This window comes from Limnothrix sp. PR1529 (assembly GCF_002742025.1).
Classification (GTDB): domain Bacteria; phylum Cyanobacteriota; class Cyanobacteriia; order CACIAM-69d; family CACIAM-69d; genus CACIAM-69d.
In genome coordinates this window covers 100,030-123,022 of sequence record NZ_LIRO01000008.1, presented here as the reverse complement: position 1 = coordinate 123,022, position 22,993 = coordinate 100,030, and the positions used below count along the sequence as shown (strand labels likewise).

The window sequence follows — 22,993 nt, the reverse complement described above, 5'->3', positions numbered from 1 at the left end:
TGGGGGGGGCAAGCTGGGCCGGGGGGGGGCGGGCGTTGGTTCCTAATCGGGTTTGCAACTCGGTGAGCAGGGCGGGGGCGATCGCCTGGGGTTCTGGAAACAGCAACCAAGTCACCCCTTCGGAACAGGGGGGCGTGGTGAGGGAGCCTTGGTAGTGGTAGAGCGATCGGGGGATGGGGGGCAACAGGTCGGCGGGGTTCCCTTGCCAAGCGCGATCGAGGCTGGTTCCGAGGGCGATCGGCGCACGGGCTAATAAGTCTTGCAACAGTTGGGGGGCGGCTCGATCGAGCTGGGAAGCGGCGGCCTGGGTTGGCGCGGCCGTTAACCAAAGGCCCAACACCAATAGGGATCCGGCCCGATCGCGGTGGACAAAATGCACTTCTGCGGGAAAGGTGCGGCCGGCGCGGTGATGCTCGCTGGGGTGGTGAAAGTGGAATTGCAAGAGGTCATGGGGTCGATCGCCCAGATGCAAGATGCAAGTGCCGGGCGGGCAGTCCACAAAGATCGATCGCCCCGTGTTGCGAGCCGTCAGGGGTACGGATTGGTAATCTAACCGCAAATCCACGGGCCCAAGCTGGTTCTGGGCAGCCAGATTGATCGGGGATTGGCGCTGACCGAGGCCACAGGTCGCAAAGGCAGGATCCAGCTCGCTCCAGTGGTTGGGGCCGGTGGGGCCGTCATAGCTCCAACGAGTGGCGGCCCGAACGGGGCGATCGCCAAATCCAGCCCAACCCCCAAGGGCCCCGCCCAGCGCGAGGGATCCTTGCCATAACCACTGACGACGTTTCATGGCTTGCTCTTGACTTCTGAATGGCCCGATTTCTAGTTCCCGATTCCCAATGTTCAGGAACCAACGTTCAGGAACCAGTTCCCAAGCAAAAGGAGCGATCACCGGGGCGATCGCTCCTTCTAGGATAGGCAGCGGATCTAGTCGTCGTCGAACTCGTCGAGGGGCGCTTCCAAATCGTCCGGCTCGCGGAGATCCACAAGATCCGACTCTTCCGGCTCCTCAGCCCCGTAGCCAAAGGTCAGATCCGAATCATCGGCTTCGTCCTCATCGTCCACCAGCGCATCAAAGTTGGACTCGGCCCCGCCGCTGACGGCCACCAAATCAATCTGCTGGCGGTAGTAGTCCACGCCGCGCACTTCCACTTCCACACGGCCCCCGAGGGCGTATTGGCGGCGGCTCTTGCGACCAATCAACATTTGCTGGCGCGATCGATACTCGTACCAGTCGTCCTTCAGGGAGGACACATGCACCAGCCCTTCAATGCCCAAGGCCTCTAGCTCCACAAAGAAGCCGTAGGACTGCACGCCCACGATCGGGCCGCTGAAGGTTTCGCCAATCCGGGCCCGCATGGCGGCGGTTTTGCGGAGGCCGTGGCTGTCGGCGGCGGCTTCTTGGATTAATCGTTCCCGATCGCTCAGCAGCCAGGCCGCGCTGGTGATCGAGGCTTCCAACTCCTGTTGATCTTCCGTGGGCAACAGGTTCCAGCCGATCGCCCCATGGCAAGAACTGTGGTGCAAATTCACGCCTTCTTTGCTGCGGGCCGTGCGTCGATCGCGCCCCTTGGCAAAGAGGGTATTCAAGCTCCGTTGCACCAACAGGTCTCCGTAATGGCGGGTGGGCGCATTGAGGGTGGTGTAAACCGGCAGGGCCAAACCAAAGTGGGAGCGGGGTTCGTGGCTGTAGGCGGCTGGCTTCAGGGCTTCCACCAACAGACGATTCAGGATTTTGCGGGTGTCGCCGTCGGTGGCCTGTTGCAGCCACTGTTGCACATCGCGGGGGGTCACCTGATCCGGCTGCTCCAGAGTCAACTCCAAGCCCAGGTTGCCGGCCAACCGCAGGGTTTCCTGCACATCCCCGGGACTGGGGGCCGCTTGCACTCGGTAGAGCGTGGGCACTTGCAGGGCTTGCAGATGGCTGGCCACCACGGCATTGGCGGCGATCGTCACTTCCGCTAACAGGACACGGGCTGTGGGAGCAATCCCGATCGGGGCGATCGGCGCACCGGGCACATCCTCGCGATCGAACGAGGTCAGCCCTCGGTAACCGCTCAGATCAAACCCGCCTCGGCTGAGCCGCTGTCCCCGCAGGGCCGCCGCCAGGGTTTTCAGTTGGGTCAACAAATCCCCGATCGCGGGGGCTTGGGGCAACTCCGGATCCGCCTGATTGCCGTCCAAGAACGCATCGAGCTGGGCTTCCGTCAGGGTGGCATCGGCACGCACCACGCTGGGATGAATTTCAAACTCCAGTAATTCACCCTGATCATTAAAGGTCAGCAGCACGGAAGTGGCCAGGCGATCGCACCCTAGACCCAAGGAACCATGGCGTGCGTAAAGATCCGCCGGGAACAGCGGCAACCATTGGGCCCCCAAGTCGGCTGCCACACCCCGCCGCCGGGCTTCGCGATCGAGCGGTGAATCCGGTTCCACATAGTGAGCCACATCGGGCACATGCAGCCCCAACCGCATATGGCCCGCCGGGTTGGTTTCCAAGGTAATGGCCCGATCGATCACCGGGGGCAGCTCTCCGGCCGTGGCGGTCACCGTTGCCACCGTCAGCAGCGATCGCAAATCCAACCGTCCTTGAATGGCGCTCGCCTTCAAGCTGTCCGCCGGAGCCGGTAACGCCGCCGCCGCCGCCAAAACCTCCTCCGGGAAGCTTTCATGTAGCCCATACTTACAGACCACAATGTCAGCCGGAGCCGCCGCGTCCGCATCGGCTCCCAACACCTTGATCACGCGGCCCAAGGGCGGCAACTGCCCGATCGGGTAGCGGACAATTTCCACGCTCACCAGGTAGTTGACGATCGCGTCCAAGTCCACCCCGCTGGTGTCCAGTTCCACCCGGAACAGCAATCGATCGTCCAAAGGAGCTGCCCGAAAAATCCCGTCCTCGCCCTTTTCCACCCGGGCCAACAGGGACGAATTGGCCCGATCGAGCACCAGCTCCACATGGCCCTCGGGACTGCGCCGCCGACTGCGACCGCCGCCCTCTTTGATCACCTTCACCAACACCCGATCGCCATTCCAGGCATGATTCAGGTGACATTCCCGCACATAGACATCTTCCGCGTCGTCGTCATCCTGAATGGCAAAGCAAAACCCCTTGCTAGAGCAACGCAGCTTGGCCTCAAACATGCCCTCCTGTTCCAACCGGCGATAGCGACCGCGCTCCTTATTCAAAATCCCCAACTTTTCCAGTGCGTCCAGGGCAATCTGAAGCTGGCGATTGCCGCGTCCTTCGCGAGTGCCCAACTTTTGTTCAAGAACCTTTGGCGTGAGCGACTTTTCTGAGGTAAAGCTCGCGAGTAGGGAAGCGATCGAAAATTCCATGAAGCGCGTCAACCTCCGGGCACAGAGAATGGGATGGGGCGAATGAGGCGCGAGCGACAGCCATCACAGTGCTGCGAACAGCATTGTTGAATGCCATGAACATTAACCGTACTGACGACGATCCCTATGCCTCTGGAGCGTTGCTGGTCGGGGCCCGTCGCATCGATCGGGCGGGAAATCCACAAGCGTCACTCGAGCTAGGGCCGGAAGGGTTCCGCATTGGGTGCTGCAAGATCTTGAACCGGCAAGATCGAAGTTGCAGCGTTGTGGCATTGGGAGGGGGTGGTCGATGGGAACCCTCGTCCAAAGACACTCCAAACACCAAATCAATGCAGGAACACACTGGAGGGAGCGGCTGCGCTCGGGCCCATCTACGCTAGAGCGTGGCGTGCACCTTGTCAATCATTGACACGCGGGTTACCCTAGCCGCACGATCGCCGCCATCCCCCCGTTTGCTCAGCCCGCCCACCTAACCGAGATCGGTTTGTGCCATGTTTGCCGAATTCCGTGCCCGTTATCCCAACGGCAGCCTCACATCCGAAATCATTGAAGTGAATCAGGGAAAGTTTATTGTGCGGGCAGCCGTCACCCTGGAAGGCACGGTGTTGGCCACGGGGTTTGGCGCTTCGGAGCAACTGGAGGAAGCCGAGGATCGGGCCCGGTTGCGGGCCCTGGAAGCGGTGGGTTTGTTTTTGGAACCGGCCGATCGGGGGCAGGCCCAACTGATCAGCAGCACCCCCACTTATCAGCTTCCGGCCGCTCTGTCGGTGGTGACCCCGATTGCAGCCCCCATCTCGACCCCGATTCCGGCTCCCCTGGCCGCGCCGATGGTTGATGTGGTTAGTGACCGATTTGATGATCGATCGCCCGATCGATTTGACGGTCGATCGGGCATGGATCCAACCCTGCATCCAACCCTGGAATCCACATCGCCCGGCTATGAGGATCTCTACGAGGTTGAGCATGGGGCGAGCGACCCCTTGCCGACCATGGAACCAGAATGGCCCCCAGAGCCGGAACCAGAGCCAGCCCCGGCTCCTGCCCCCAAGCGATCGCGCCGCGCCGCCAGCCCGCCTGCGCCCACCCCTATCCCTGTGCCCACGCCGGCCCCTGCGCCCGCGCCCGCACCCACGGACTTATCCGACGCGATCGCCCAAACAGACGTGTTGATGAAGCGTTTGGGCTGGAACAAGCAACAGGGCGTGGAATATTTACAAATGGCCTTTGGTAAGCGCACCCGGGCCCAACTGACCGATCGGGAACTGTTGCAGTTCTTGCAGCACCTGCAAACCCTAGCCGATGACCCGGACTTTTAGCGCCCGACTGGCAAGGCTTGGGGCCCAAAGGCCATGAGCTATAACCAGGAAACTGGCGAGACATCGACAACGCCACGACCCAGAAACCACGACCCAGAAACCATGACCGATCGAGCAATGCGAGCACCACGTTGGTTGGTTTGGGGATCGATTGGGCTAATCACCATTGGCTGCCTGCTGCGATTTTCCGGTTTAGGCCAGTTCCTGCCTTGGTATGACGAACTGGCGACATTGCAGCACATCGCCGTCCAATCGGAATTGGATCTCACCCAACTGTGGCAGGGGCGCGAACAGGTTTTGGCCGACCTATGGCACAGCCTATCGACAAAACCCCAAAAGACCACCTGGGATATGGTCACATCCCTCGCCAATCACGATGCCCATCACCCGCCCCTGTATTACCTGTTTGTGCGCGCCTGGGCCGACTGGTTTGGCAACACGATCGTCAGCCTCCGCACCGCCACGGCGATCATGGGGGTGATCCTGCTGGCCAGTGTTTTTTGGCTCCTGCGGCAACTGAGCCAGCGTCCCAGCCTGCCTTGGGTGGGCACGGTGTTGGTGGCCCTGTCTCCCTTGCAAATTCTCTATGCCCAGGAGGCGAGGGAATATGTGATCTGGCTGATTTTTTTTGTGCTGTCCAGCGGATTTTTAGCCCGATCGCTGCGTCATTCCACTTGGCCCCACTGGTTGCTGTATGGAGTTACCCTCACCCTGAATTGGTATAGCCATTTGCTGGGGGGGTTTGTGCTGCTGGGCCATGGCCTTTGGGTTGGGGTTTGGCTGTGGCGATCGGGCGATCGGAACTGGCGACGGGCAATCCCTTGGGCGATCGCCGCCGTTGGAACCCTGCTGGCCATTTCCCCTTGGATTTGGGTGCTTTATCAAGTCCAAACCCAATCAGCCGCCTCCCTGGCCTGGCTCAGTCAGGCGGGGCCCCCAGGAATTCACCGTTGGGCAGCCCTGCGGGCCTTTGCCGCCACCCTGTGGGATAACCAACCGAATCTTTGGGCTTCCTTCCCAACGGCGACCGATGTTCCCTGCCTGCTGGTGACCCTATGGATGATTGTGGCCTTGGTGGGATGTTGGCGATCGGGAGAACCCTTGCTCAAGGGGTTTGTTCTCAGTGCAGTGGCCCCGTTCCTCTTGCTGGTCTGGCTGCCTGCGATTGTGATGGATCGAACGATGGCTTCCATCATTCGCTACCAGTTCCCCTTGCTCTTGGGAATGCAAGTGGTGTTGGCCAACTGGATTGTCACGACCTGCGAGCAAATTACCCCAAAGCCTGTCCAAGAATGGCCCCAGCCCCTATCGTTCTATTTATTCCGCTGGCGCTGGATGCCCCACTGTTTTGCGGCACTGTTGGCGATTTTGCTGCTGGTTGCTAACCTGAACGCCGCCAGAGCACGCTCCTGGCAATTGTCCTGGTGGAGCAAGGGGGGAACCGTTTCTGTCGAAATTGCCAAAGCCCTGAAAGAAATTGATCGCCCCCTGTTGGTGATGACCGATATCCCTGGGTATTCCCTTTCTGCTTTGGCCTTGAGCCACGCCAGCGATCGCTTGAAATCTCGCGGTGTTACCGTTTGGCTGGCTCCCAGTTTCCAAGGCTTGAACTGGCCCGATCGCCCCAACACCTTTTTGTTTAGTCCATCCCCCGATCTCCGCCAGGCGATCGAGCAGCGGGGTCAGCGGTTGATTCCCTTCGGAACTAGTTGGTGGAATCTGTGGCGATTGCAATCCGCCCCGCCCGATCGCCCCGTGCCCGATCGCCCCTCAACTTAGCCACTAGCCACCGCCGATCGTTTTTCTAGAGCGAACAACGCAAATTTCTTGTGTAGATCTTTCGCACTGAACTGGTACGAATTGGTTCCATGCGTCATGGGCTATAACCAGGAAAATGGCGAAAGATTGACAAAAACATGGCTGATCCAAACGCACGAGCACCACGTTGGCTAGTTTGGGGGTCGATCGGACTAATCACCATTGGTTGCTTGCTGCGATTTTCTCATCTAGGACAGTTCCTCCCTTGGTACGACGAATTTTCGACCCTGCGGCATATTGCGAACCAGACGGATCCTGAACTCCTTCAACAATGGGGAGGCCGCGAGCAGGTCATGGCCGATCTCTGGCGCAGTCTTGCTGCAAAACCGGGCAAAACGGCTTGGGATACGGTTCAGTCTTTGGCTGCTGCCAATGCCCATCACCCACCCCTCTATTACTTGCTAGCCCGAGGTTGGGCCCACTGGTTTGGGAACAACATTGTCAGCCTCCGCACGGTGACGGCTCTGATCGGAGTTGCGTTGTTGCCCAGTGTGTTTTGGTTCTTACGCCAATTGAGCGATCGCCCCAGTTTGCCTTGGATTGGTACGGTGCTGGTGGCCCTGTCACCGCTACAAATTCTCTATGCCCAAGAGGCGCGAGAATATGCCATTTGGCTGGTTTTTGTGGTGCTTTCCAGTGGATTTTTAGCCCGATCGCTGCGAAATTCTGCGCAAAAGTCTGCGCAAAAGTCCACTGGAGTTCACTGGTTGCTGTATAGCATCACTCTCACCCTCAATTGGTACAGCCACTTGCTTGGGGGGTTGGTGTTGCTGGGCCATGGCCTTTGGGTTGGGGTTTGGTGGTGGCGATCGGGCGATCGGCATTGGCGACGGGTTATCCCTTGGGCGATCGCGGCGGGTGGAACCCTTTTGGCCATGTCCCCTTGGCTATGGACACTGTTTCAAGTGCGAGAGGGGGCTGTGATATCTCTGGACTGGTTGAATCAAACCTACCAACCCGGGATGCAGCGTTGGTCTGCCATGCGTGTGTTTGCGGCCACCCTGTGGGATAACCAGCCGAATATTTGGATCCCAGTTTCCAGGGTTGTGGATTCAATTCGACTAGGGGTCTTGGTGTTGTCTGTGGGGGCGCTGGTGCATTGTGGGCGATCGAGCGAACCAATGGTGAAGCGATTTGTCTTTAGCACCATTGCCCCGTTTTTCCTGTTGCTTTGGTTGCCAGCCATCGTGATGGATCGCGCCATGGCCACCATCATTCGCTATCAATTGCCGCTGATCATTGGTGTGCAAGTGGCCTTAGCTGATTGGATTGCCACGCTTTGCGATCGGATTCCCCCCGAGCCTGATCAGGCATTGCCCCAACCTCTGTGGTTCTATCTCCGCCGTTGGCGTTGGATGCCTCAACTTGTTGCGAGTAGCTTGGCGATTTTGTTGGTCGTGGCTAACTTGAACGCGGCAAAAGCCCGCTCCTGGCAATTATCCTGGTGGAACAAGGGTGGGCCGGGTTGGGTGGAAGTTGCCAAGGCCTTGAAAGAGGTCGATCGCCCGTTAATCGTGATGACAGCGGTTCCTGGCTATTCTTCCTCGGCCCTGTCTTTGAGTTATGCCAGCGATCGCCTGAAGGCTCGTAACATCACCTTTTGGTTAGCTCCCAGCATTCAAAACTTGAACTGGCCCGATCGCCCCAATACCTTTGTGCTCGTTCCCGGCAAGAAACTGCCCAAAGCGATCGAGCAGCGGGGTCAGCGGTTGGTTCCCTTTGGGGCCAGTTGGTGGAATCTGTGGCGTTTGGAATCCTCCACCCCCGATCGCCCCGCGCCCGATCGTCCCTCAACTTAGCCACTAGCCACTGTCGATCGCGCTGAATTTTCTGGACTGGTCTCGCTCAATCTGTTCAAATTCAACCCGTTCAAATTCAACCCGCTCAAATTCAACCCGTTCAAACCGGCCGAGCCGGCTTCGGAACCATGGATCAATCAGGGATGCCCGTTACTGCCTCGATCGAGTCGTCACCATCGGCCCCTATGCCCGATCGACGCGATTCGGTGGCTCAGCCCACGCAACCGGAACCGGTCGATCAGGCCATTGACGGTGAAATTGTGACCGTTCGCCCCGACGCGAAAACCCTCACGCGCCAGCGATTGCCCTACTTTGTGGGCATTTCAGAAGCCACCGCAGGATCCCGAGGCATTTCCCTGAACCTGGTGATTATTCCGCCCGGGGGGGCAGCCGAACCCCACTTCCATCGGGACTATGAAACAGCGATTTATCTGCTCCAAGGACGGGTTGAAACGCGCTATGGCAAAGGGCTGAAACAATCGATCATCCACGAGGCGGGCGACTTCATTTTCATTCCCGCTGGCGTTCCCCACCAGCCCCACAACCTCAGCACCAGCGAACCGGCCCAAGCGTTGGTGGCCCGCAATGACCCCAACGAACAGGAAAACGTGGTGCTCTATGACCCGGCGGCGGATCAGGATACGGATTAATTGGCGTTAGTTGGCGCGTTAATTGGCGCGTTAATTGGCGTTAATGGGAGCCGCCGCCCGTGGAATTCGGAAACCGTTGTTTAACCCAAACAGGTACAGTAGAAGCCAGTGTTACAAAGCTGTTACAGGCTGGGCAATTCACAGGCAAGAAAACAATGGGCGCGGCGGTTTCCCTGCAAAACGTACAAAAAATCTATAGCGATCGCCCCGTGGTGAACGATCTCAGCTTTGAGATTCAAGCGGGAGAAATGTTTGGGCTGCTGGGCCCCAACGGTGCGGGCAAGTCCACCACCATTCGGATGATCACCACCCTCACTCGCCCCACCGCTGGACAAATTCAGGTGGCTGGGTTTGATGTGGCTCGCCAAATGCAGCAGGTGCGGCAACAAATTGGCGTGGTGTTGCAACAAACCAGCGTGGATGGCGATTTAACCGTTTGGGAAAATCTGGAATTCCATGGCCGGCTGCACCACATTCCCGCTAAAGAGCGCCAAGGGCGGATCGATCGCTGGTTGGACTATGTGGAACTGGGCGATCGCCGCGATAGTCTCGTGAAAACCCTGTCGGGCGGGATGAAGCGTCGGTTGCAAATTGCCCGCGCCCTGTTGCATGAGCCGGAAATTTTATTTTTGGATGAGCCAACGGTGGGGTTGGATCCGCAAACGCGCCGCCGCCTGTGGGAAATTATTCGCGACCTCAATCGCGGTGGCATGACGATGCTGCTGACGACGCACTACATGGACGAAGTGGAGTATCTGTGCGATCGCATCGGCATTATGGACGCGGGCCAACTGATTGAGCTGGGAACGCTGCAAGATTTGCGTACCAAACATGGGGAAGGATTGGTCATGAAACAAACGGCCGATCGCTGGGATTACAAATTCTTCCCCACCCTTTTGGAAGCGAATCAATATCTAGATTCCCAGGCAGTGAAAACCGGGTTGATGGTGCGTCCATCGAACCTAGAGGATATCTTTGTGGAGCTGACAGGCCGCCAACTGGATTAACTGGGGGCAACCGCGCATGGACATTGATCAAACCACTCACCAGACTTTCGGTTCCAAAGCATCGCCCTGGAAAACCCTGGCTCAATATGTGCTTTTGGGGGCGATCGCCCTGGTGATGTTGTTGCCCTTGCTCTGGCTGATGGGCACATCTTTGAAGTCGCCCACGGAAGATATTTTTTCCTTTCCGCCTCGGCTGATTCCCGCCGCGCCGACCTTGGAAAATTTTGTCAAAGCCTGGACGAGCGCCCCCTTTGCGCAATATTTGCTCAACAGCACCCTGGTGGCGGGGTTAACCGTGGCGTTGAACTTATTGATCTGTTCCTTGGCGGCCTATCCCTTGGCGCGGTTGTCGTTTAAGGGACGGGAATGGATTTTTAGCGCGATCGTGGCCACCATTGCCATTCCCTTCCAAATTGTGATGATTCCGCTCTATATTTTGGCGGTGAATTTAGGGCTACGAAATAGTTTTATTGGCTTAATTTTCCCGGCGATCGCCTCGGCCTTTGGCATTTTTTTGATGCGCCAGGCCTTCATGGGCGTGCCGAAGGATTTGGAAGAAGCGGCCCGAATTGATGGCTGTTCTGAGTTGGGAATTTGGTGGCATGTGATGTTGCCATCGGTGCGGCCGGCGCTGATTACCCTGGCAATTTTTGTGTTTATTGGGGCTTGGAGCGATTTTCTCTGGCCGCTGCTGATTTTGGATGACCCGAATTACTACACATTGCCGCTGGGGGTGGCGCGGTTGTCGGGCACGTTTTCCCTAGATTGGCGCTTGATTGCGGCGGGTTCGGTCATTTCGATCACCCCAATTTTGGCTTTCTTTTTGGTGATGCAAAACTACATTGTGCCCAGCGAAACGGGCAGTGGCGTGAAGGGTTAGTCAACGGTTAGGGCTGTTGTCCTGGGTTCAGCCCATGCCGCAAGGGATGATTTCACCGGTTTTTGAGCGATCGCCCGTTTCAACGGAACGGTACAGTTGAGACGGTTTGGAATTTTAGCGTCCTGGGGTTTGGCATGGGGCCGATCGCCCGATCGCCCAGCTTCTGCCCGGGTCGCTGACCAACCGCAAGCCTCAACTTAGCCGTCCGGCAAATTTTTTAGCAATGGCCGTTATCTGGGAACTGGATTTTTACTCGCGTCCGATTTTAGATGCAGACCAAAAAAAGGTTTGGGAAATCTTGATTTGTGAGAGTCCCACTGACTCGCGGGCCGATTGGCAATCCCTGTTTCGCTACAGCAAATATTGCTCCAACAGCGAGGTCAATTCCGTGACCCTGATGCAGGCGATCGAAGAGGCGATCGTCAAGGCAGGCCAGGCCCCCAGCCGGATTCGTTTTTTCCGGCAGGCCATGAAGAACATGATCGTCAAAGCCTGCCAGGATGCGGAATTGCCCTGCGCCCTCAGCCACCGCACCCACGCCATCAAGGATTGGATTGCCGATCGGCTCGAAACGGTCTATCCCCAAGAACCGGGCTACCAAGCCACCGCTCAAACGGCAGGCGTGTTCATGCCGCCACCGGCCGCCCAGCCCTTGCCCGATGCGCTGTTGGGGCAAAAGTGGGCCTTTGTTTCCCTGGAAGCGTCGGCCTTTGGCGAGCTGCATGAATGGGCGATCGACTTTGGTGAGGCGTTTCCCTTGTCCATGGTCAACTTAGCGCCCGATACGCCAATTCCCGGGCTGCTGATTTTTTCGCCTCGGGCCATGGCCATCTCCGCTTGGATGTCGGGTTTGGAAATGGGTTTTGTGCGGATTGAACAACAGGTGAAGCCTTCCAGCCTGTCGAGCGATCGGGAGGAATTTCCCGATCGGGTGATTTTGGAAACTGGCATTGGTGATGCTTGGGTGCTCTCAACCTTGCCCAATGCGGCCCAAAAAGCCGAGGGACAAACCTTTGAAGCCCAAAAGCAAGGGGCCCAAGGAGTGCATTTTCTGGCGGTGCAAACGAACCCCGATGAGGAGCGCTTTGCGGGCTTTTGGCTCATGCGCGATCGCCGCGACAGCTAAACCTCAAATGCTAAACCCCAAACGCTAAACCCCAAACGCTCAACTTCAAACTAAATCTCAAGCTCAACCTCAACAACGCAAGAATCCAAGGCAACTGGGAATCCGCCCAGCGCGATCGCCCCGCAGCCTTCCATCAAAACACGCTCAAAAAAACACGCTCAAACCCCCCAAAAACTATCCGCTCCTACCCGAAACAACGGATAGGAGCGGTCTAGCGGGTTATCAACTTGAAACTCAACTGCCGGGTATTGCGAAAGCTTTAACCGCCCCGTCGAGTGACGTGACCCTTTTTGAAGAGGGAGGGCTTACCTAGGCAACCAGCCCGGTACACAGCCAGTATCCTCCAACTTGAAAACCCTGAGACATACTACTGCTACTACCCATGGGCATCACCTCCTGCTTTATTCAAAGGGCCTCAATCACCTTGAGCCAACTGCTAAAACTTGGACATTGCCCGAAGGCTGAATGCCCGCTGTTTCGCGTTAAATGGCGGACTAGGCCTGATTGCCATTCAAGCTAGCACGTTTTTCAGGAAGGCAGCAACCTGGCAGAGCCGATTAACCTAGCAAGCGTTGGCCACTGGTCTTCTTCAGGCAGTGATTTTCAACTGGCAAGTATTAATCAGCAAGCATTAATCGGCAAGTATCAACTGGCAAGCATTAACTGGCAACAACCATGGAACGCATCACCCCCATGCCCCCAACCAGCGATCCGAAGGCGGAAATTGCCACAATTTTGCTGGTGGACGATGAGCAAGCGTTGGCCGATCCGCTCAGTCGGCTTTTGACCCGCGAGGGCTATAGCGTTGATGTGGCCAGTGATGGGCAAGCGGGCTATCAACTGGCCAGCCAAAACACCTACGATTTGCTGATTTTGGATTGGATGTTGCCAGAAATTAGCGGGGTGGAAATTTGCCAACGCCTGCGCCAAATGGGTCAGGGTGTGCCGGTGTTGTTTTTGACGGCGAAGGACACGATCGACGATCGGGTGGCGGGGTTGGATGCCGGAGCCGATGACTACCTGGTGAAACCCTTTGAGTTGCGGGAGTTGCTGGCGCGGGTGCGGGCCCTGTTGCGGCGGCCCCGAACCACCCCGGACGAGGCCCCAGAAACCCCACCGGGAACCGATCGCCCCGGCCGATTGCAGTGGCAGGATCTCGGCCTCGATTGCGATAACCAGTTGGCCTATCGGGGCGATCGGCTCATTGAACTCTCTGACAAGGAAACCTGTCTATTGGAATACCTGATGCGCCATCCGGGGCAAGTGCTGACCCATGACCAGATCTATGGCCATTTGTGGCCCACGGGCGATCGCCCCAGCAGCAATGCTCTGGCGGCCCAAATTCGCCTGCTGCGACGCAAGATCGAAGCCGTGGGCGAACCCCCAGTGATTCACAGTGTCTATGGCAAGGGCTATCGATTCGGCCTCACGACCGGCGACCCCTAGAACCCAGCTAGCCCATTTTGCGGCCAGCTCGTTACCAGTCAATTTTGCGGGCAAGCTACCAAGCCCGGGACAAAAGCCCCCCTCGTCCCGGGGATTGGTGCTCTGATTCAACAATTGAGCGGCTCAACTCGGAGACGTTGGTCGTGAAGCGATTGACGCTCCGAGGCCATGGCTCGCACACTAACTCAATGGGTCAGTGGGTTGGAGGCTCATCAATTATGAAGACATGATGAAGACGTAGTTCGAAAAAAATCGACAATCGGTGCAAAAGCGTTTACTGAAAGGCTGATCTTCTTGATGGATCAACCTTACAGATAAAAACGCTCTTCATCGTCATCAACCGCTTCAAAGTTTCGCAGCAAGACTCGATCGAAGACAGCATCAAGGGCCGCATCGTCAAAGTCCGTTGATCGCTGCTCTTGCAACGGATTCGATAGGGGATAGAGCTGTAGTTGTCTACGGTCTTGAACTAAATAGAAATAGGGTTCCAAATCCGTTGTTTGGCCAATTTCTAAATAGTCAAAGCTACAAACATTCAGGTAGAGCGTTCGGTTCGCAACCAACGTTGCCTGATGCTCATCGGCAAAGACATCAAGGACGAGACCTTCTCCGGTGCTCGTGGTTGTGCCGTCCTGGATATGCGTGTAGCGCACCCGATTCAGCCCAGCGAGCAGTTTTTGCATATCCTGCTTGTTGGCAATGATGCCACGATCGACAATGCAGGGAGCCGGTAATTGCGTTGTAGATGGACGTTTGTTCATGACAACCCAAGCTGAGGCGCACGCCTAAAGATATCTTGCTCGATCTTATCGGAAGGTCTTCACTTGTGCGCTGAGAAAATTACTGAAGTTGTTGGCTTGAGATTAACTCAGATCGAGAGCGATCGCCAACTGGCAAAAAATCAGGATGATTGAACCGATCGATGGGCCGATCTCAGCATTGCTCTCCCGCGAGAAGCAGCAGCAAAATTGATGCCCAAGAATGATGCCCCCCCAAGGAAATATGTGACCCGCACTGATCGAAAGCCCATCGAAAGCGATTGGAACCGATCGAACCCAATCTCAAACCAAATCGGAATGATGATTCATCCATTTCGACAGTTTCAATCAAAATGGAACCGTAGTTCTACGGAGAGAGAAAGGGGCAAAAACACTCAGTAATTTCCAGGGTAACAACTACCAACGGGCCCTTACCACTTACCGAGCGCGTAACCTGACGGACGAACCGGGGAAATGGCCCACTCCCCAGCCTGACTGTCGATGGCTCAAAGTTGGCTCCCAGAGCCGCAGCGGAGTTGAAATGAATGGAGATTGCTCCCTATGACGGAACCCCGACGATCGGCTAAATCGGCAGCTAATTCTTCGTCTAACCCTGTGCCCAAGTCTTCTTCTAAGCCATCACCGCCCCGATCGCCCCGTGATCCCTGGTGGCAGCCCTGGCGATCGGCCGGTTTGCACCTGCTGGCGGGGTTGGCGTTTTATACGGTGTTGCCTGTTCCCTGGCAAGGATCCTTGGACTTTCGGGGCATTGCTCGCCTTGCGCCGTTGATTGGGGCGTTTTTGGGTCTGTTGGTGGGGTTGGGAGATGGTGTGTTGGGCTGGGTTGGAGTACCAATTCTGACGCGCAGTGCGATCGCGGTGTTGGGGTGGCTGGCTTTGACGGGAGGGTTGCACCTCGATGGGGCGATCGACACGGCCGACGGGCTGGCGGTGCAAGATCCCCAACGCCGTTTGACCGTGATGGCCGACAGCACCACCGGAGCCTTTGGGGCTATGGCTGCGGCCGCAATTCTGTTGTTAAAAACGGTGGCCCTGGCAGATTTGGCGCAGGCTCGCTGGCTGGTGATTGCGGCGGTGGCGGCCTGGGCCCGCTGGGGGCAGGTGGTGGCCATTTTGTCTTATCCCTACCTACGACCCAGGGGGAAGGGGCGAATGCACAAGGATGCGATTCGATCGCCCTGGAATTTGTTGCCCGGTTGGGTGCTGGCCCTCAGTTTCAGTGCGCTGTATGGGGTGTTGTTTCCGGGCAGTTGGCTGCCAGCGGTGGGGCTGGCCTTGGGAGGCGGGGCGATCGCCCTGCTGACGGGTGCTTGGTTTAACCGGCAATTGGGCGGCCAAACGGGCGACACCTATGGGGCGATCGTGGAATGGACTGAAGCGCTGCTGCTGTGTTTGATGGCCACACTGCAACAACCTCCCAATGGTTGATACCCAATGGGTGATAGATATCCAGCGACTGATGCCCAATGGCTAATGGTTCAAAGTTTCAATGGGTTCAAAGTTTCAGTAATCGATGCGATTAAGGTTTGCGGGTTTCGGTGCGATAGGGCAAAATACGCGTCCCGATCGCCAAGCTTTCAGCCTCGTAGCTGGGGAGCTTGTCGCCAAAGGGAGCAGGAACTAACTCTTGAAGGCTCAGCTCGGTGCGGTACAGACTGAAGAGCCAAAAATTCTGGCGATCGGTATTTTGCAAAACCACCTGGCGAATGGCGGGCCGCAGTTGGCCCACGGTTCCCTGGCAAGCCACCTGCAAAAAGCCGGGAGCGTCCTGGCAAGTGCCCTCCTGCACCTCTCGACTGATGTAGTCCGCAGCAAAATCCGCATAGCGATCGGGGTTGGGATTGGTGACGGCCAGACCCGCCCCGATCGCCACAATCACACCGCTAACCACCACAATCGCTTTCACATCCGCCACCTTGAAGAACAATTCGACGGCCACCGATCTTGAATTCCGCTTTTGAATTCGATCCGTCAATCTGGATGATCTTGGCCCTTGGCTTCCATCCTATCGAGCGGCCGTTGTCGGTGCGATCGCCCCCGCCAAAATCAGGCTCCCAAGAAATTTGTCTATAGCGGGTATGCTTTTCAGCGCAAAGTTGTTATAATGACCCACTACAGTGGCGAGCGTAGCCAAGGGGTTAAGGCAGCGGATTGTGGTTCCGCCATTCGTGGGTTCAAGTCCCATCGTTCGCCCTCTTCAAAACTCAATATCCAATGTCTCAAACTCTCAAATTCCCGGAAAGCCGAATCCTGAGAGTCTGGAAACATTGAAAACAAAGGGGTACATTCCATTTTGTACCCCTTTTTGATTGCCTTTAAATCGGCTGTTATTGAGCGGTTTGTTTCCCCAAGCTAGTAGCGTGGCTGCTTTAATTCGCTGGGTTAAATGATATGGCTGTTACCGTCACCTGATCGTTAAGCAGCAAGGGGCTTAAGCCCCTTGTTACCACGACTGGCTCCGCAACTTTAACCCAATGTATTAAGCCTGTCGCGCTACTAGTCTCCCCAAGATTGAGGCTGGCTACTGGGTTGGGTTATTCGGCTTAAAGTCAGAATCCAGGAACAAGCGCGGCGTAAGATCCAGCAGGGGCGGCGGTTCCGGCGTGGGCTTGGGTGGTTCGCTGGCGGTTCCGGTCAGCTCGCGTGCCAGTCGGGTTGCTTCCGCGATCGCCGTTTGGGGCCCGATCGGGGAAATGGGCATGTTGGAATCCTGTTTCCAGGTGGTTTCCATTTCAAAGGTTAGGCGCTGCCCCGCGATCGTCCGCTGTTGAAGTTGGGTGGCCAGTTGCCTCACGCCGCCTGCTTGTTCGATCTCGCTGGCCAGTCGGGGCGAAATTTCAGCCGCACTGTTCAGCAAAATCAAGAAATTGGGCGCAACCTGGGCATTCGGCATCAAAAACAGATAGGTTGGCTCGCTCAGGGCCCGGCTGCGCCCTCCTTCCGAAAAGTTTTGGACTCCATGGCCGATGATGCGGGCCACGTCCAAATCGGGATAGGCATTCAGCAAGGCCCCAATTAAGCGCCCACCGGCCATAATTTGCTCACGGCTGGGGCGTTCGCTGTCTGGGTCGTAGTGAAACTCAATCCCGATCGATCGCATATTGATCCAATTCACCGGGCGGTTGGTTTGCGGATCGGGATAGGCTGCTTGCTTCAGGATGTGAAAGGCCGTTTTGCTCGGTGGCACAGTCATTAAAATGTCGCCGCGCATCCCCACAATAAAATGGGCGCTGACTTCGGCCGGGTCGTTTTGCCACGATCGCGCCACTTGGGCGATCGAGAGCCGTCGCCCACTCAGGGCCGTGTGGTGAATCACGATCGTATCCACCGGGCGATCGGTCGGGCGATCTTCATAGTCCCGTCGCGACAGGGATCCCGTGGCTAAATAATTAGAAATTGCAAACCCGGGCAACCCAATTTGCTGAGTTGGATCAGCAGTCTTGGCGTATTTCAGGGCTGCTTCGGCCCGTCCATCGGGCGGCAAAACTCCATCGGAAGCAGATGCACCCACCGCAATCAAGAGTGCCGCCGCTAACACCAGCAAACAGTAACGCAGTACCTTGCGCGGATTCGACAGCATAATCACGGGATCTCTAGCGATCGCTGATGTGGAAACAAAATTGGGGTTGGTGGCGGAGCGATCGAGCAAGCTGCCCAAAATCAGCCAAAAGGGTCAAATTTCAAGCAGCAGCCTGGAAGTTTGGCGCAATCTTAGCATCTTGCTTTTGCGAGGGACTGTGGCCAGGCGATCGAAACTGATATCGAGAGCCACTACCGCAGTGAATACCAAAAACTCATACTGCAAAAATAAACCCAGGATACAAACCCAAGATATTGAAGGAAATTTAAGGCCGGAGGGGTTCAAGATCGGCAACTCAGGGCTGAAATGGCAAAAACCGCAGCGGCTTGTGGAAACCGTGCGGTTTTTGATTACTGAATCAAACCCAATCAAGGGTTTACGGATGCTTGCCGTTGACTGTCGATGATGATCGCCCGAGCGGCTAGATCATGACATCGATGATGCGTCAGCGGTCTTGAACCAAGAATCTTGCCGAGGGAACCAGGCTGAGACTCGATCGAGCCAATTACAGCAGGCCCAGTTGCGACAGGATGCCTTGGCCGGTGATGAATTCCGTAGCGATACCGATCACGAAGCCCAGCATTGCCAGACGACCGTTCCAGGTTTCGGCGAAGGCAGTGAAGCCGTATTTAGCCTTTTGCTCAGTCATGGTTGAAGACCTCCAAAAAGGGGTTTCGAGCGAATAGATAGAAGTCGAGTTGGGTGAGCGTCCTGGTGTCAAGTTGCTCTATAGAAAATTTAACGCAATTTTTTGTTTACTGCAACGTTTCGTTACGAATCCATGAGTAAAAACTCTTACTGCTGCCCCTGCTGCCCCGCTGGCCTGCCGTAATTTCCCCCCAAATCGCCCTGGACTCATGAAGCCTCAACGTTTGCCCAATCCTTTGTGGGACAATGGTTCGCGGGAATTCATTCCCAAAGATTTGCCCGGAAAGTAGCCCCTTGGGGGCTGGATTTCGCTGCTGTTGAGTTGGGTGGGGATTGTGGCTGTGGATGGGGAAATTTCGGCAAAGTCGTTGACTTTGGAAGAGGCGATCGCCAATTTGCGTAGTGAAGATGCCAGCTTGCGCTACTACGCGGCTTGGTGGGTGGGGCGGTTTCGGGTTTCGCAGCCGGATGTGATTGAGGCGCTGATTGAAGCCTTGGATTACGAGGGCGATCGCACGGAAGCGGGAGGCTTGCCGCTTCAGCGCAACGCGGCGCGGGCTTTGGGGAAATTGGCCGATCGCTCGGCGGTTCCGGCCCTGATTCGATCGCTCACTTCGCCCGATTATTACGTGCGGGAGGCGGCGGCCCAATCCCTCGGGCAGTTAGCGGACGATCGCGCTGTTCCCGGTTTGTTGGCCCTGTTGGCTGGCGGCGTGGCGGCGGCCGTGGTTGCGCCGGGTCAGCCCCACTTGGTGCAGCCCTACGATGCGGTGCTGGAAGCCTTGGGGAATTTGCAGGCTCAGGGGGCGATCGACGTGATTCGCCCCTTCACGGAACATTCCGTGCCCAAAGTGCAATACGCGGCCGTGCGGGCCCTGTATCAGCTCACGGGGGATGACCAATGGGGCGAGCGACTGGTGGCCGCCCTGCGGGGGCCCGATTTACAGTTGCGGCGGGCCCTAATGGGGGATGTGGGGGCGATCGGCTATTTGGCTGGGGCGGAGGCGATCGCCCAAACGGAGGCGGAAAATAGCTTGAAACTGATTGCGCTCAAAGGGTTGGCAGAACATCCCAACGCCACCCCCGACGGCCAAACCCTGACGGATGAGGGCCGCCGGATTTTGGTTTTGATGGATGGGTTGTTGTAGGGCCAGTCAACAGCACTGGACAGGGCGATCGCGCCCCCATGCCGATGAATGGGCGGTTTCATGACCGGAGGCGGGCCGATCGGGCGAACGTCTGTCGGCTGGCCGGTTGGGGGTGATGGGAACGATTCAGTTGCGACAGGGGGTGAGTTGGTGGTTGCTGAGTTTGGGGATTTGGCCCCAGCAGGGTTCGGTAATTTTGCAAGAATACCAGCGAGGCGATCGCCAGCAGAAAATAACCAAACCAGCGCTGTAAGCGATCGGCGGGTACCCATTTTGATAGATAAGCTCCGGGCAACGTTCCCAGGGCCGCCGCCCCCGTGAACGAAACGGTCAGGGGCCAATTGATCGCCACATGGCCCGCGTAGCCTGCCAAACCCGCGATCGAGTTAGCCGCAATAATCACCAGGGACGTGCCGATCGCCTGTTTCATCGGGACATTGCCCAACAGCACCAACGCCGGCACGATCGCGAAACCGCCCCCCACGCCCACCAGCCCGGTTAGCATTCCCACGCCGATACCCTCCGTTAGCAGCCACAGCCAGCAATAGCGACAAACGGGCTGGGGATAGGTTGCCAGGGCCGACTCTGGCGATCGATCCGTCGGGGCTGGTGTGCTGCTGCGACGAATCGTGGCGATCGCTGCCAACAGCATCATGCCCACAAACAACATCATTTGAATGGGGGGTGTAACCCAAGGTTGGGTGGCCAACTTAGCGCCCCCAAAGGCCCCGATCGCCGTGGACAGCCCAAAAATTGCCGCCACCCGCCAGCGCACCCGCCCCGCCCGCCAATGGGGAATGACTCCCAACAGGCTCACGGTTCCCACAATGGCCAACGTCATGGCGATCGCGGGTTTCACCGGCACGCCCATCACCGAGGTCAAAATTGGCAGGGCCAACACCGAGCCGCCCCCGCCCAACAGCCCCAGGGCAATGCCAATCACCACCGCCAAGCCATGGCCGATCGCCCAGATCAAACTATCCATAAACCGTTGATTAACCCTTAAGAAGTGACCCTTAATTGGTTGATTGCGATCCCAATCAATCGCGATTAATCGATCGACTGAGAATCTTGGAAAGCCAGTGCAAAGCCGGCCAATTGCATGGGCGATCGGAGTTGATCCATTTCGCTTGGCAATTGGCAGATTCTGAAGCTTGTTTCTGAAGCTTGTTTTTGAGGTCTGTTGTCGTGCAGTTTCGCTGCTTGTTGCCTAAGCAGAACGCTGGTTATAGGGCAACTTCGCCAGCAGCATGGCCAAAGCGCAGGTGTTGGTGATGCCCGCGAACATCAGCCCAGCCCCCACAAACCCGCTCAACAGCAAGAACCAGGGGGAAACCAACGCGCCCAGCACCGTGCCCGTGAACACCAAGGAACCGGCCACGATTTGCACCTGTCGCATCAAGCTGATCGGGGCCCGACGATCGACCAAAACTTCCAAACCCGCCGCCTTCCAAGCCTGAAGACCACCGATCAGGTCGATCGCTGGCGTGCGGCCCGCTTGCACCAATTGATGGGCCACTTCGGTCGATCGATTTCCCGTTTGGCAATAGAGCACCACCCAGCGATCGGGCTGAGAAACCGGCACTGCCTGCAAATCCAACTTGCTCATGGGCATCGACAGCGCCCCGGGAATGCGTTCTCCGGCAAATTCTCCCGGCTCGCGCACATCCACCACGATCGCCCGATTGGTGGCCAACCAAGCCTGAAGCTCAGTGACGGAAACCCGTTGGCGCACCGGCCCCACAGGCATCGGCTCAGTTGTCCGGACAAAATCATCGACCGTCATCGGTTGAGGTTGGGTTGCGGGCGGTTGAGTAGACGGGGAATTGACTTCAGGTTGAACAGGGGCCATTGATCTAAATCCTGGGAAGATTTTGGAAACAGGGAGAAAAAGGAGGAAAACTCAGGGCCTCCAGGGCGAACAGCGCGTTCAGGCCGTCACCAGTTGCCCACATTGTTGATTGGCGGGCACGGCTTCCGCTATCTTTTGGGGATTCGGCAGCCCCAAGTTTTGCATCAGGGTCATAAAGGTGGCGCGATCGTGCCCCACAAACCGAGGATTGCAGTGTTTTTCTTCCCCGATCGTGGAAACCGAAAAGCCGCGATAGTCATGGCCCGGGTAAACCAAGGTTTCATCCGGTAGCGCGAACAGCACTTCGGTCACCACCTGATAGAGCTGTTCGGCATTGCCGCTTTGGAAGTCCGTGCGACCACAGCCGCGAATGAGCAGGGAATCGCCTGTGAGCAAATGGGTTTGATTTACCAAATAGGCTAAGTGGCTGTCCGTGTGGCCCAGGGTGGCGATCGCTTGAATGGGCACTGAGCCAACCCAAAACACTTCGCCATCGTCCAACTCGCGATCGGCGCAGGCGACCTTGGCCCCCATGGGGACAATTCCTTGGCAATTGGTCAAATCGCGTAGCCGACCGGCCCCGGTCACATGATCCGCGTGGACATGGGTTTCTAGGCAAGCCACCAGGGTCAAGCCTAGTTCCTGAATCAGTTTGTAGTCTCGATCGACCTGTTCCAAAACCGAGTCCACCAAGACCGCTTGGCGACTGTCCCGATCGGCGATCAGGTAACTGTAGGTGCTCGTTTCCCGATCGAACAATTGCCGAAACAACATAGGGCAGTTCCTAAGTTAAGGGTGTTGGGCAAACTAGGAGGCAAATTGCAGGAGCAAGCGGCGGCAGATAATCCAAGATGACCCAAGATCAGTGCTTGGTTTCTCTATGCTTTCTGGATTAATATAACTATATACTCATATTTTGAATTTGCCACCCGATCGCCCCCATTTTTTCCCCGGCTCCGTTAGTCTGGGGGGCCAGTCGTCACCCAGCTTCACTGGAATCGGGTTACCACCAGAATGCTCGATCGCCTTGATTTTGCCCAATACTTTCCTTCAGGGACAATTGAGCCATCCAATGGGGTAGAGTTGCCTTCGCAAGGGGATCAGAATTCTTAACATCCCATGGAGATCTCTCCTGCCCTGTCCGCTGCTGCCCTTGGTCAAGCCCTGATTCTGCATCCATGGCACCCCTCCGCAACTCTCCTTTTCCCTTCGCTTGGACATCGAGTTCTATGGCTAATACCCTTGACCATGAGTTAGACGCACTGGCATTCGTCGCGGACTATCTCAAGGTTTTGTCGGAACGCAATCGATTGCGAGTGCTGTGCTGCTTGCGGGAGGGGCCCCGAAATGTGGCAGAAATTGTGGAAGCAACGGGCCTGACCCAGGCTAATACTTCCAAGCATCTAAAAGTTTTGTCTCAGGCGGGCATGGTTGCTCGACAATCCCAAGGCACCAGCGCCTATTACCGAATTGTGGATCCGCTGATTTTTGATCTTTGTGAATTAATTTGGCGGCGACTGAGCGATCGCTTGGAACAGCAACAACAGGTGATCGCCAGTTTTCGGGTGCAGTAATCGGCTGATCGAATTGCTATACCAACTCGCC

20 protein-coding genes and 1 tRNA gene are annotated in these 22,993 nt (G+C 56.9%); 12 read left to right on the top strand and 9 right to left on the bottom strand.

All coding sequences use genetic code 11. The features are described 5' to 3' along the window. Together AMR42_RS01345 and AMR42_RS01340 are read right to left on the bottom strand one after the other, a co-directional pair. Positions 1 to 892: carbonic anhydrase (locus AMR42_RS01345; protein ID WP_099531662.1), on the bottom strand; the 892-nt coding region annotated here is incomplete at its 3' end. Positions 893 to 927: 35 nt separating this feature from the next. Beyond that, on the bottom strand, positions 928 to 3,339 hold the full coding sequence (locus AMR42_RS01340; RefSeq protein WP_099531661.1) for a ribonuclease R family protein: 2,412 nt from the start codon (positions 3,337 to 3,339) through the stop codon (positions 928 to 930). 491 nt (positions 3,340 to 3,830) lie between these two features. On the opposite strand from AMR42_RS01340, the gene AMR42_RS21470 reads away from it, so the two are divergent. The 8 genes from AMR42_RS21470 to AMR42_RS01300 all read left to right on the top strand — a co-directional run bounded on the left by AMR42_RS21470 (position 3,831) and on the right by AMR42_RS01300 (position 13,381). Beyond that, positions 3,831 to 4,655 carry a hypothetical protein gene (locus tag AMR42_RS21470; protein WP_099531660.1) on the top strand — a complete coding sequence of 275 codons (825 nt, stop codon included), beginning with the start codon at positions 3,831 to 3,833 and terminating at the stop codon, positions 4,653 to 4,655. 102 nt (positions 4,656 to 4,757) lie between these two features. Beyond that, the gene (locus AMR42_RS01330) at positions 4,758 to 6,434 is read left to right on the top strand and encodes a glycosyltransferase family 39 protein (RefSeq protein ID WP_158234314.1); all 1,677 of its coding nucleotides are present in this window, start codon (positions 4,758 to 4,760) and stop codon (positions 6,432 to 6,434) included. Positions 6,435 to 6,766: 332 nt separating this feature from the next. After that, the gene (locus AMR42_RS01325) at positions 6,767 to 8,272 is read left to right on the top strand and encodes a glycosyltransferase family 39 protein (RefSeq protein WP_158234313.1); all 1,506 of its coding nucleotides are present in this window, start codon (positions 6,767 to 6,769) and stop codon (positions 8,270 to 8,272) included. A 143-nt stretch (positions 8,273 to 8,415) separates the two neighbouring features. Continuing rightward, on the top strand, positions 8,416 to 8,922 hold the full coding sequence (locus AMR42_RS01320) for a cupin domain-containing protein (RefSeq protein ID WP_234406458.1): 507 nt from the start codon (positions 8,416 to 8,418) through the stop codon (positions 8,920 to 8,922). Between the two features lie 155 nt (positions 8,923 to 9,077). Continuing rightward, the gene (gene ccmA / locus AMR42_RS01315) at positions 9,078 to 9,929 is read left to right on the top strand and encodes a heme ABC exporter ATP-binding protein CcmA (RefSeq protein ID WP_099531656.1); all 852 of its coding nucleotides are present in this window, start codon (positions 9,078 to 9,080) and stop codon (positions 9,927 to 9,929) included. Between the two features lie 16 nt (positions 9,930 to 9,945). Then, positions 9,946 to 10,809: a carbohydrate ABC transporter permease gene (locus tag AMR42_RS01310; RefSeq protein ID WP_099531655.1), complete on the top strand. Its 864-nt coding sequence runs from the start codon at positions 9,946 to 9,948 to the stop codon at positions 10,807 to 10,809. 223 nt (positions 10,810 to 11,032) lie between these two features. Next, positions 11,033 to 11,935, top strand: coding sequence for a Tab2/Atab2 family RNA-binding protein (locus tag AMR42_RS01305; RefSeq protein ID WP_099531654.1), 903 nt, complete (start codon positions 11,033 to 11,035; stop codon positions 11,933 to 11,935). Between the two features lie 675 nt (positions 11,936 to 12,610). Continuing rightward, positions 12,611 to 13,381, top strand: a complete 771-nt coding sequence (locus AMR42_RS01300; RefSeq protein ID WP_234406456.1) for a response regulator transcription factor — start codon at positions 12,611 to 12,613, stop codon at positions 13,379 to 13,381. A 308-nt stretch (positions 13,382 to 13,689) separates the two neighbouring features. Here AMR42_RS01300 and AMR42_RS01295 read toward each other — a convergent pair whose 3' ends face one another. Then, a complete protein-coding gene (locus tag AMR42_RS01295) occupies positions 13,690 to 14,142 on the bottom strand; it encodes a hypothetical protein (RefSeq protein WP_099531653.1) in 453 nt (150 codons plus the stop codon). 558 nt (positions 14,143 to 14,700) lie between these two features. Here AMR42_RS01295 and cobS point away from each other — a divergent pair. Continuing rightward, positions 14,701 to 15,588 (top strand): adenosylcobinamide-GDP ribazoletransferase, encoded by an 888-nt coding sequence (gene cobS / locus AMR42_RS01290; RefSeq protein ID WP_099531652.1) that lies wholly within the window; start codon positions 14,701 to 14,703, stop codon positions 15,586 to 15,588. Positions 15,589 to 15,679: 91 nt separating this feature from the next. Here the strand turns inward: cobS and AMR42_RS01285 are convergent, their stop codons facing one another. Then, positions 15,680 to 16,099 carry a DUF4359 domain-containing protein gene (locus AMR42_RS01285; protein ID WP_158234312.1) on the bottom strand — a complete coding sequence of 140 codons (420 nt, stop codon included), beginning with the start codon at positions 16,097 to 16,099 and terminating at the stop codon, positions 15,680 to 15,682. Between the two features lie 181 nt (positions 16,100 to 16,280). Here AMR42_RS01285 and AMR42_RS01280 point away from each other — a divergent pair. Next, a tRNA-His gene (locus tag AMR42_RS01280) sits at positions 16,281 to 16,353 on the top strand. Positions 16,354 to 16,681: 328 nt separating this feature from the next. On the opposite strand, the gene AMR42_RS01275 is transcribed toward AMR42_RS01280, so the two are convergent. Together AMR42_RS01275 and AMR42_RS01265 are read right to left on the bottom strand one after the other, a co-directional pair. After that, the gene (locus tag AMR42_RS01275; protein WP_099531650.1) at positions 16,682 to 17,740 is read right to left on the bottom strand and encodes an N-acetylmuramoyl-L-alanine amidase; all 1,059 of its coding nucleotides are present in this window, start codon (positions 17,738 to 17,740) and stop codon (positions 16,682 to 16,684) included. A 505-nt stretch (positions 17,741 to 18,245) separates the two neighbouring features. Then, on the bottom strand, positions 18,246 to 18,389 hold the full coding sequence (locus AMR42_RS01265) for a chlorophyll a/b-binding protein (protein WP_099531648.1): 144 nt from the start codon (positions 18,387 to 18,389) through the stop codon (positions 18,246 to 18,248). A gap of 325 nt (positions 18,390 to 18,714) precedes the next feature. Between AMR42_RS01265 and AMR42_RS01260 the strand changes: the two genes are divergently transcribed. Continuing rightward, positions 18,715 to 19,536, top strand: a complete 822-nt coding sequence (locus AMR42_RS01260; protein ID WP_099531679.1) for a HEAT repeat domain-containing protein — start codon at positions 18,715 to 18,717, stop codon at positions 19,534 to 19,536. 58 nt (positions 19,537 to 19,594) lie between these two features. On the opposite strand, the gene AMR42_RS01255 is transcribed toward AMR42_RS01260, so the two are convergent. The 3 genes from AMR42_RS01255 to AMR42_RS01245 all read right to left on the bottom strand — a co-directional run bounded on the left by AMR42_RS01255 (position 19,595) and on the right by AMR42_RS01245 (position 22,162). After that, complete coding sequence (locus AMR42_RS01255) at positions 19,595 to 20,512, bottom strand: sulfite exporter TauE/SafE family protein (RefSeq protein WP_099531678.1); 918 nt, start codon at positions 20,510 to 20,512, stop codon at positions 19,595 to 19,597. 234 nt (positions 20,513 to 20,746) lie between these two features. Next, positions 20,747 to 21,322 carry a rhodanese-like domain-containing protein gene (locus AMR42_RS01250; RefSeq protein ID WP_234406454.1) on the bottom strand — a complete coding sequence of 192 codons (576 nt, stop codon included), beginning with the start codon at positions 21,320 to 21,322 and terminating at the stop codon, positions 20,747 to 20,749. A 144-nt stretch (positions 21,323 to 21,466) separates the two neighbouring features. After that, complete coding sequence (locus AMR42_RS01245) at positions 21,467 to 22,162, bottom strand: MBL fold metallo-hydrolase (protein WP_099531647.1); 696 nt, start codon at positions 22,160 to 22,162, stop codon at positions 21,467 to 21,469. A 455-nt stretch (positions 22,163 to 22,617) separates the two neighbouring features. Here AMR42_RS01245 and AMR42_RS01240 point away from each other — a divergent pair, with 455 nt between their 5' ends. Beyond that, the gene (locus AMR42_RS01240; RefSeq protein WP_099531646.1) at positions 22,618 to 22,962 is read left to right on the top strand and encodes a metalloregulator ArsR/SmtB family transcription factor; all 345 of its coding nucleotides are present in this window, start codon (positions 22,618 to 22,620) and stop codon (positions 22,960 to 22,962) included. The last annotated feature ends 31 nt before the right edge of the window (positions 22,963 to 22,993 follow it).

What these genes read in the sequence shown, in the direction of transcription:
- AMR42_RS01240 (WP_099531646.1), top strand. Translation starts at nt 22,618, where the DNA reads ATGGCTAATACCCTTGACCATGAGTTAGACGCACTGGCATTCGTCGCG.
- ccmA (WP_099531656.1), top strand. Translation starts at nt 9,078, where the DNA reads ATGGGCGCGGCGGTTTCCCTGCAAAACGTACAAAAAATCTATAGCGAT.
- AMR42_RS01310 (WP_099531655.1), top strand. Translation starts at nt 9,946, where the DNA reads ATGGACATTGATCAAACCACTCACCAGACTTTCGGTTCCAAAGCATCG.
- AMR42_RS01330 (WP_158234314.1), top strand. Translation starts at nt 4,758, where the DNA reads ATGACCGATCGAGCAATGCGAGCACCACGTTGGTTGGTTTGGGGATCG.
- AMR42_RS01295 (WP_099531653.1), bottom strand. Translation starts at nt 14,142, where the DNA reads ATGAACAAACGTCCATCTACAACGCAATTACCGGCTCCCTGCATTGTC.
- AMR42_RS01275 (WP_099531650.1), bottom strand. Translation starts at nt 17,740, where the DNA reads ATGCTGTCGAATCCGCGCAAGGTACTGCGTTACTGTTTGCTGGTGTTA.
- AMR42_RS01305 (WP_099531654.1), top strand. Translation starts at nt 11,033, where the DNA reads ATGGCCGTTATCTGGGAACTGGATTTTTACTCGCGTCCGATTTTAGAT.
- AMR42_RS01340 (WP_099531661.1), bottom strand. Translation starts at nt 3,339, where the DNA reads ATGGAATTTTCGATCGCTTCCCTACTCGCGAGCTTTACCTCAGAAAAG.
- AMR42_RS01265 (WP_099531648.1), bottom strand. Translation starts at nt 18,389, where the DNA reads ATGACTGAGCAAAAGGCTAAATACGGCTTCACTGCCTTCGCCGAAACC.
- AMR42_RS21470 (WP_099531660.1), top strand. Translation starts at nt 3,831, where the DNA reads ATGTTTGCCGAATTCCGTGCCCGTTATCCCAACGGCAGCCTCACATCC.
- AMR42_RS01245 (WP_099531647.1), bottom strand. Translation starts at nt 22,162, where the DNA reads ATGTTGTTTCGGCAATTGTTCGATCGGGAAACGAGCACCTACAGTTAC.
- AMR42_RS01250 (WP_234406454.1), bottom strand. Translation starts at nt 21,322, where the DNA reads ATGACGGTCGATGATTTTGTCCGGACAACTGAGCCGATGCCTGTGGGG.
- AMR42_RS01320 (WP_234406458.1), top strand. Translation starts at nt 8,416, where the DNA reads ATGCCCGTTACTGCCTCGATCGAGTCGTCACCATCGGCCCCTATGCCC.
- cobS (WP_099531652.1), top strand. Translation starts at nt 14,701, where the DNA reads ATGACGGAACCCCGACGATCGGCTAAATCGGCAGCTAATTCTTCGTCT.
- AMR42_RS01325 (WP_158234313.1), top strand. Translation starts at nt 6,767, where the DNA reads ATGGCCGATCTCTGGCGCAGTCTTGCTGCAAAACCGGGCAAAACGGCT.
- AMR42_RS01300 (WP_234406456.1), top strand. Translation starts at nt 12,611, where the DNA reads ATGGAACGCATCACCCCCATGCCCCCAACCAGCGATCCGAAGGCGGAA.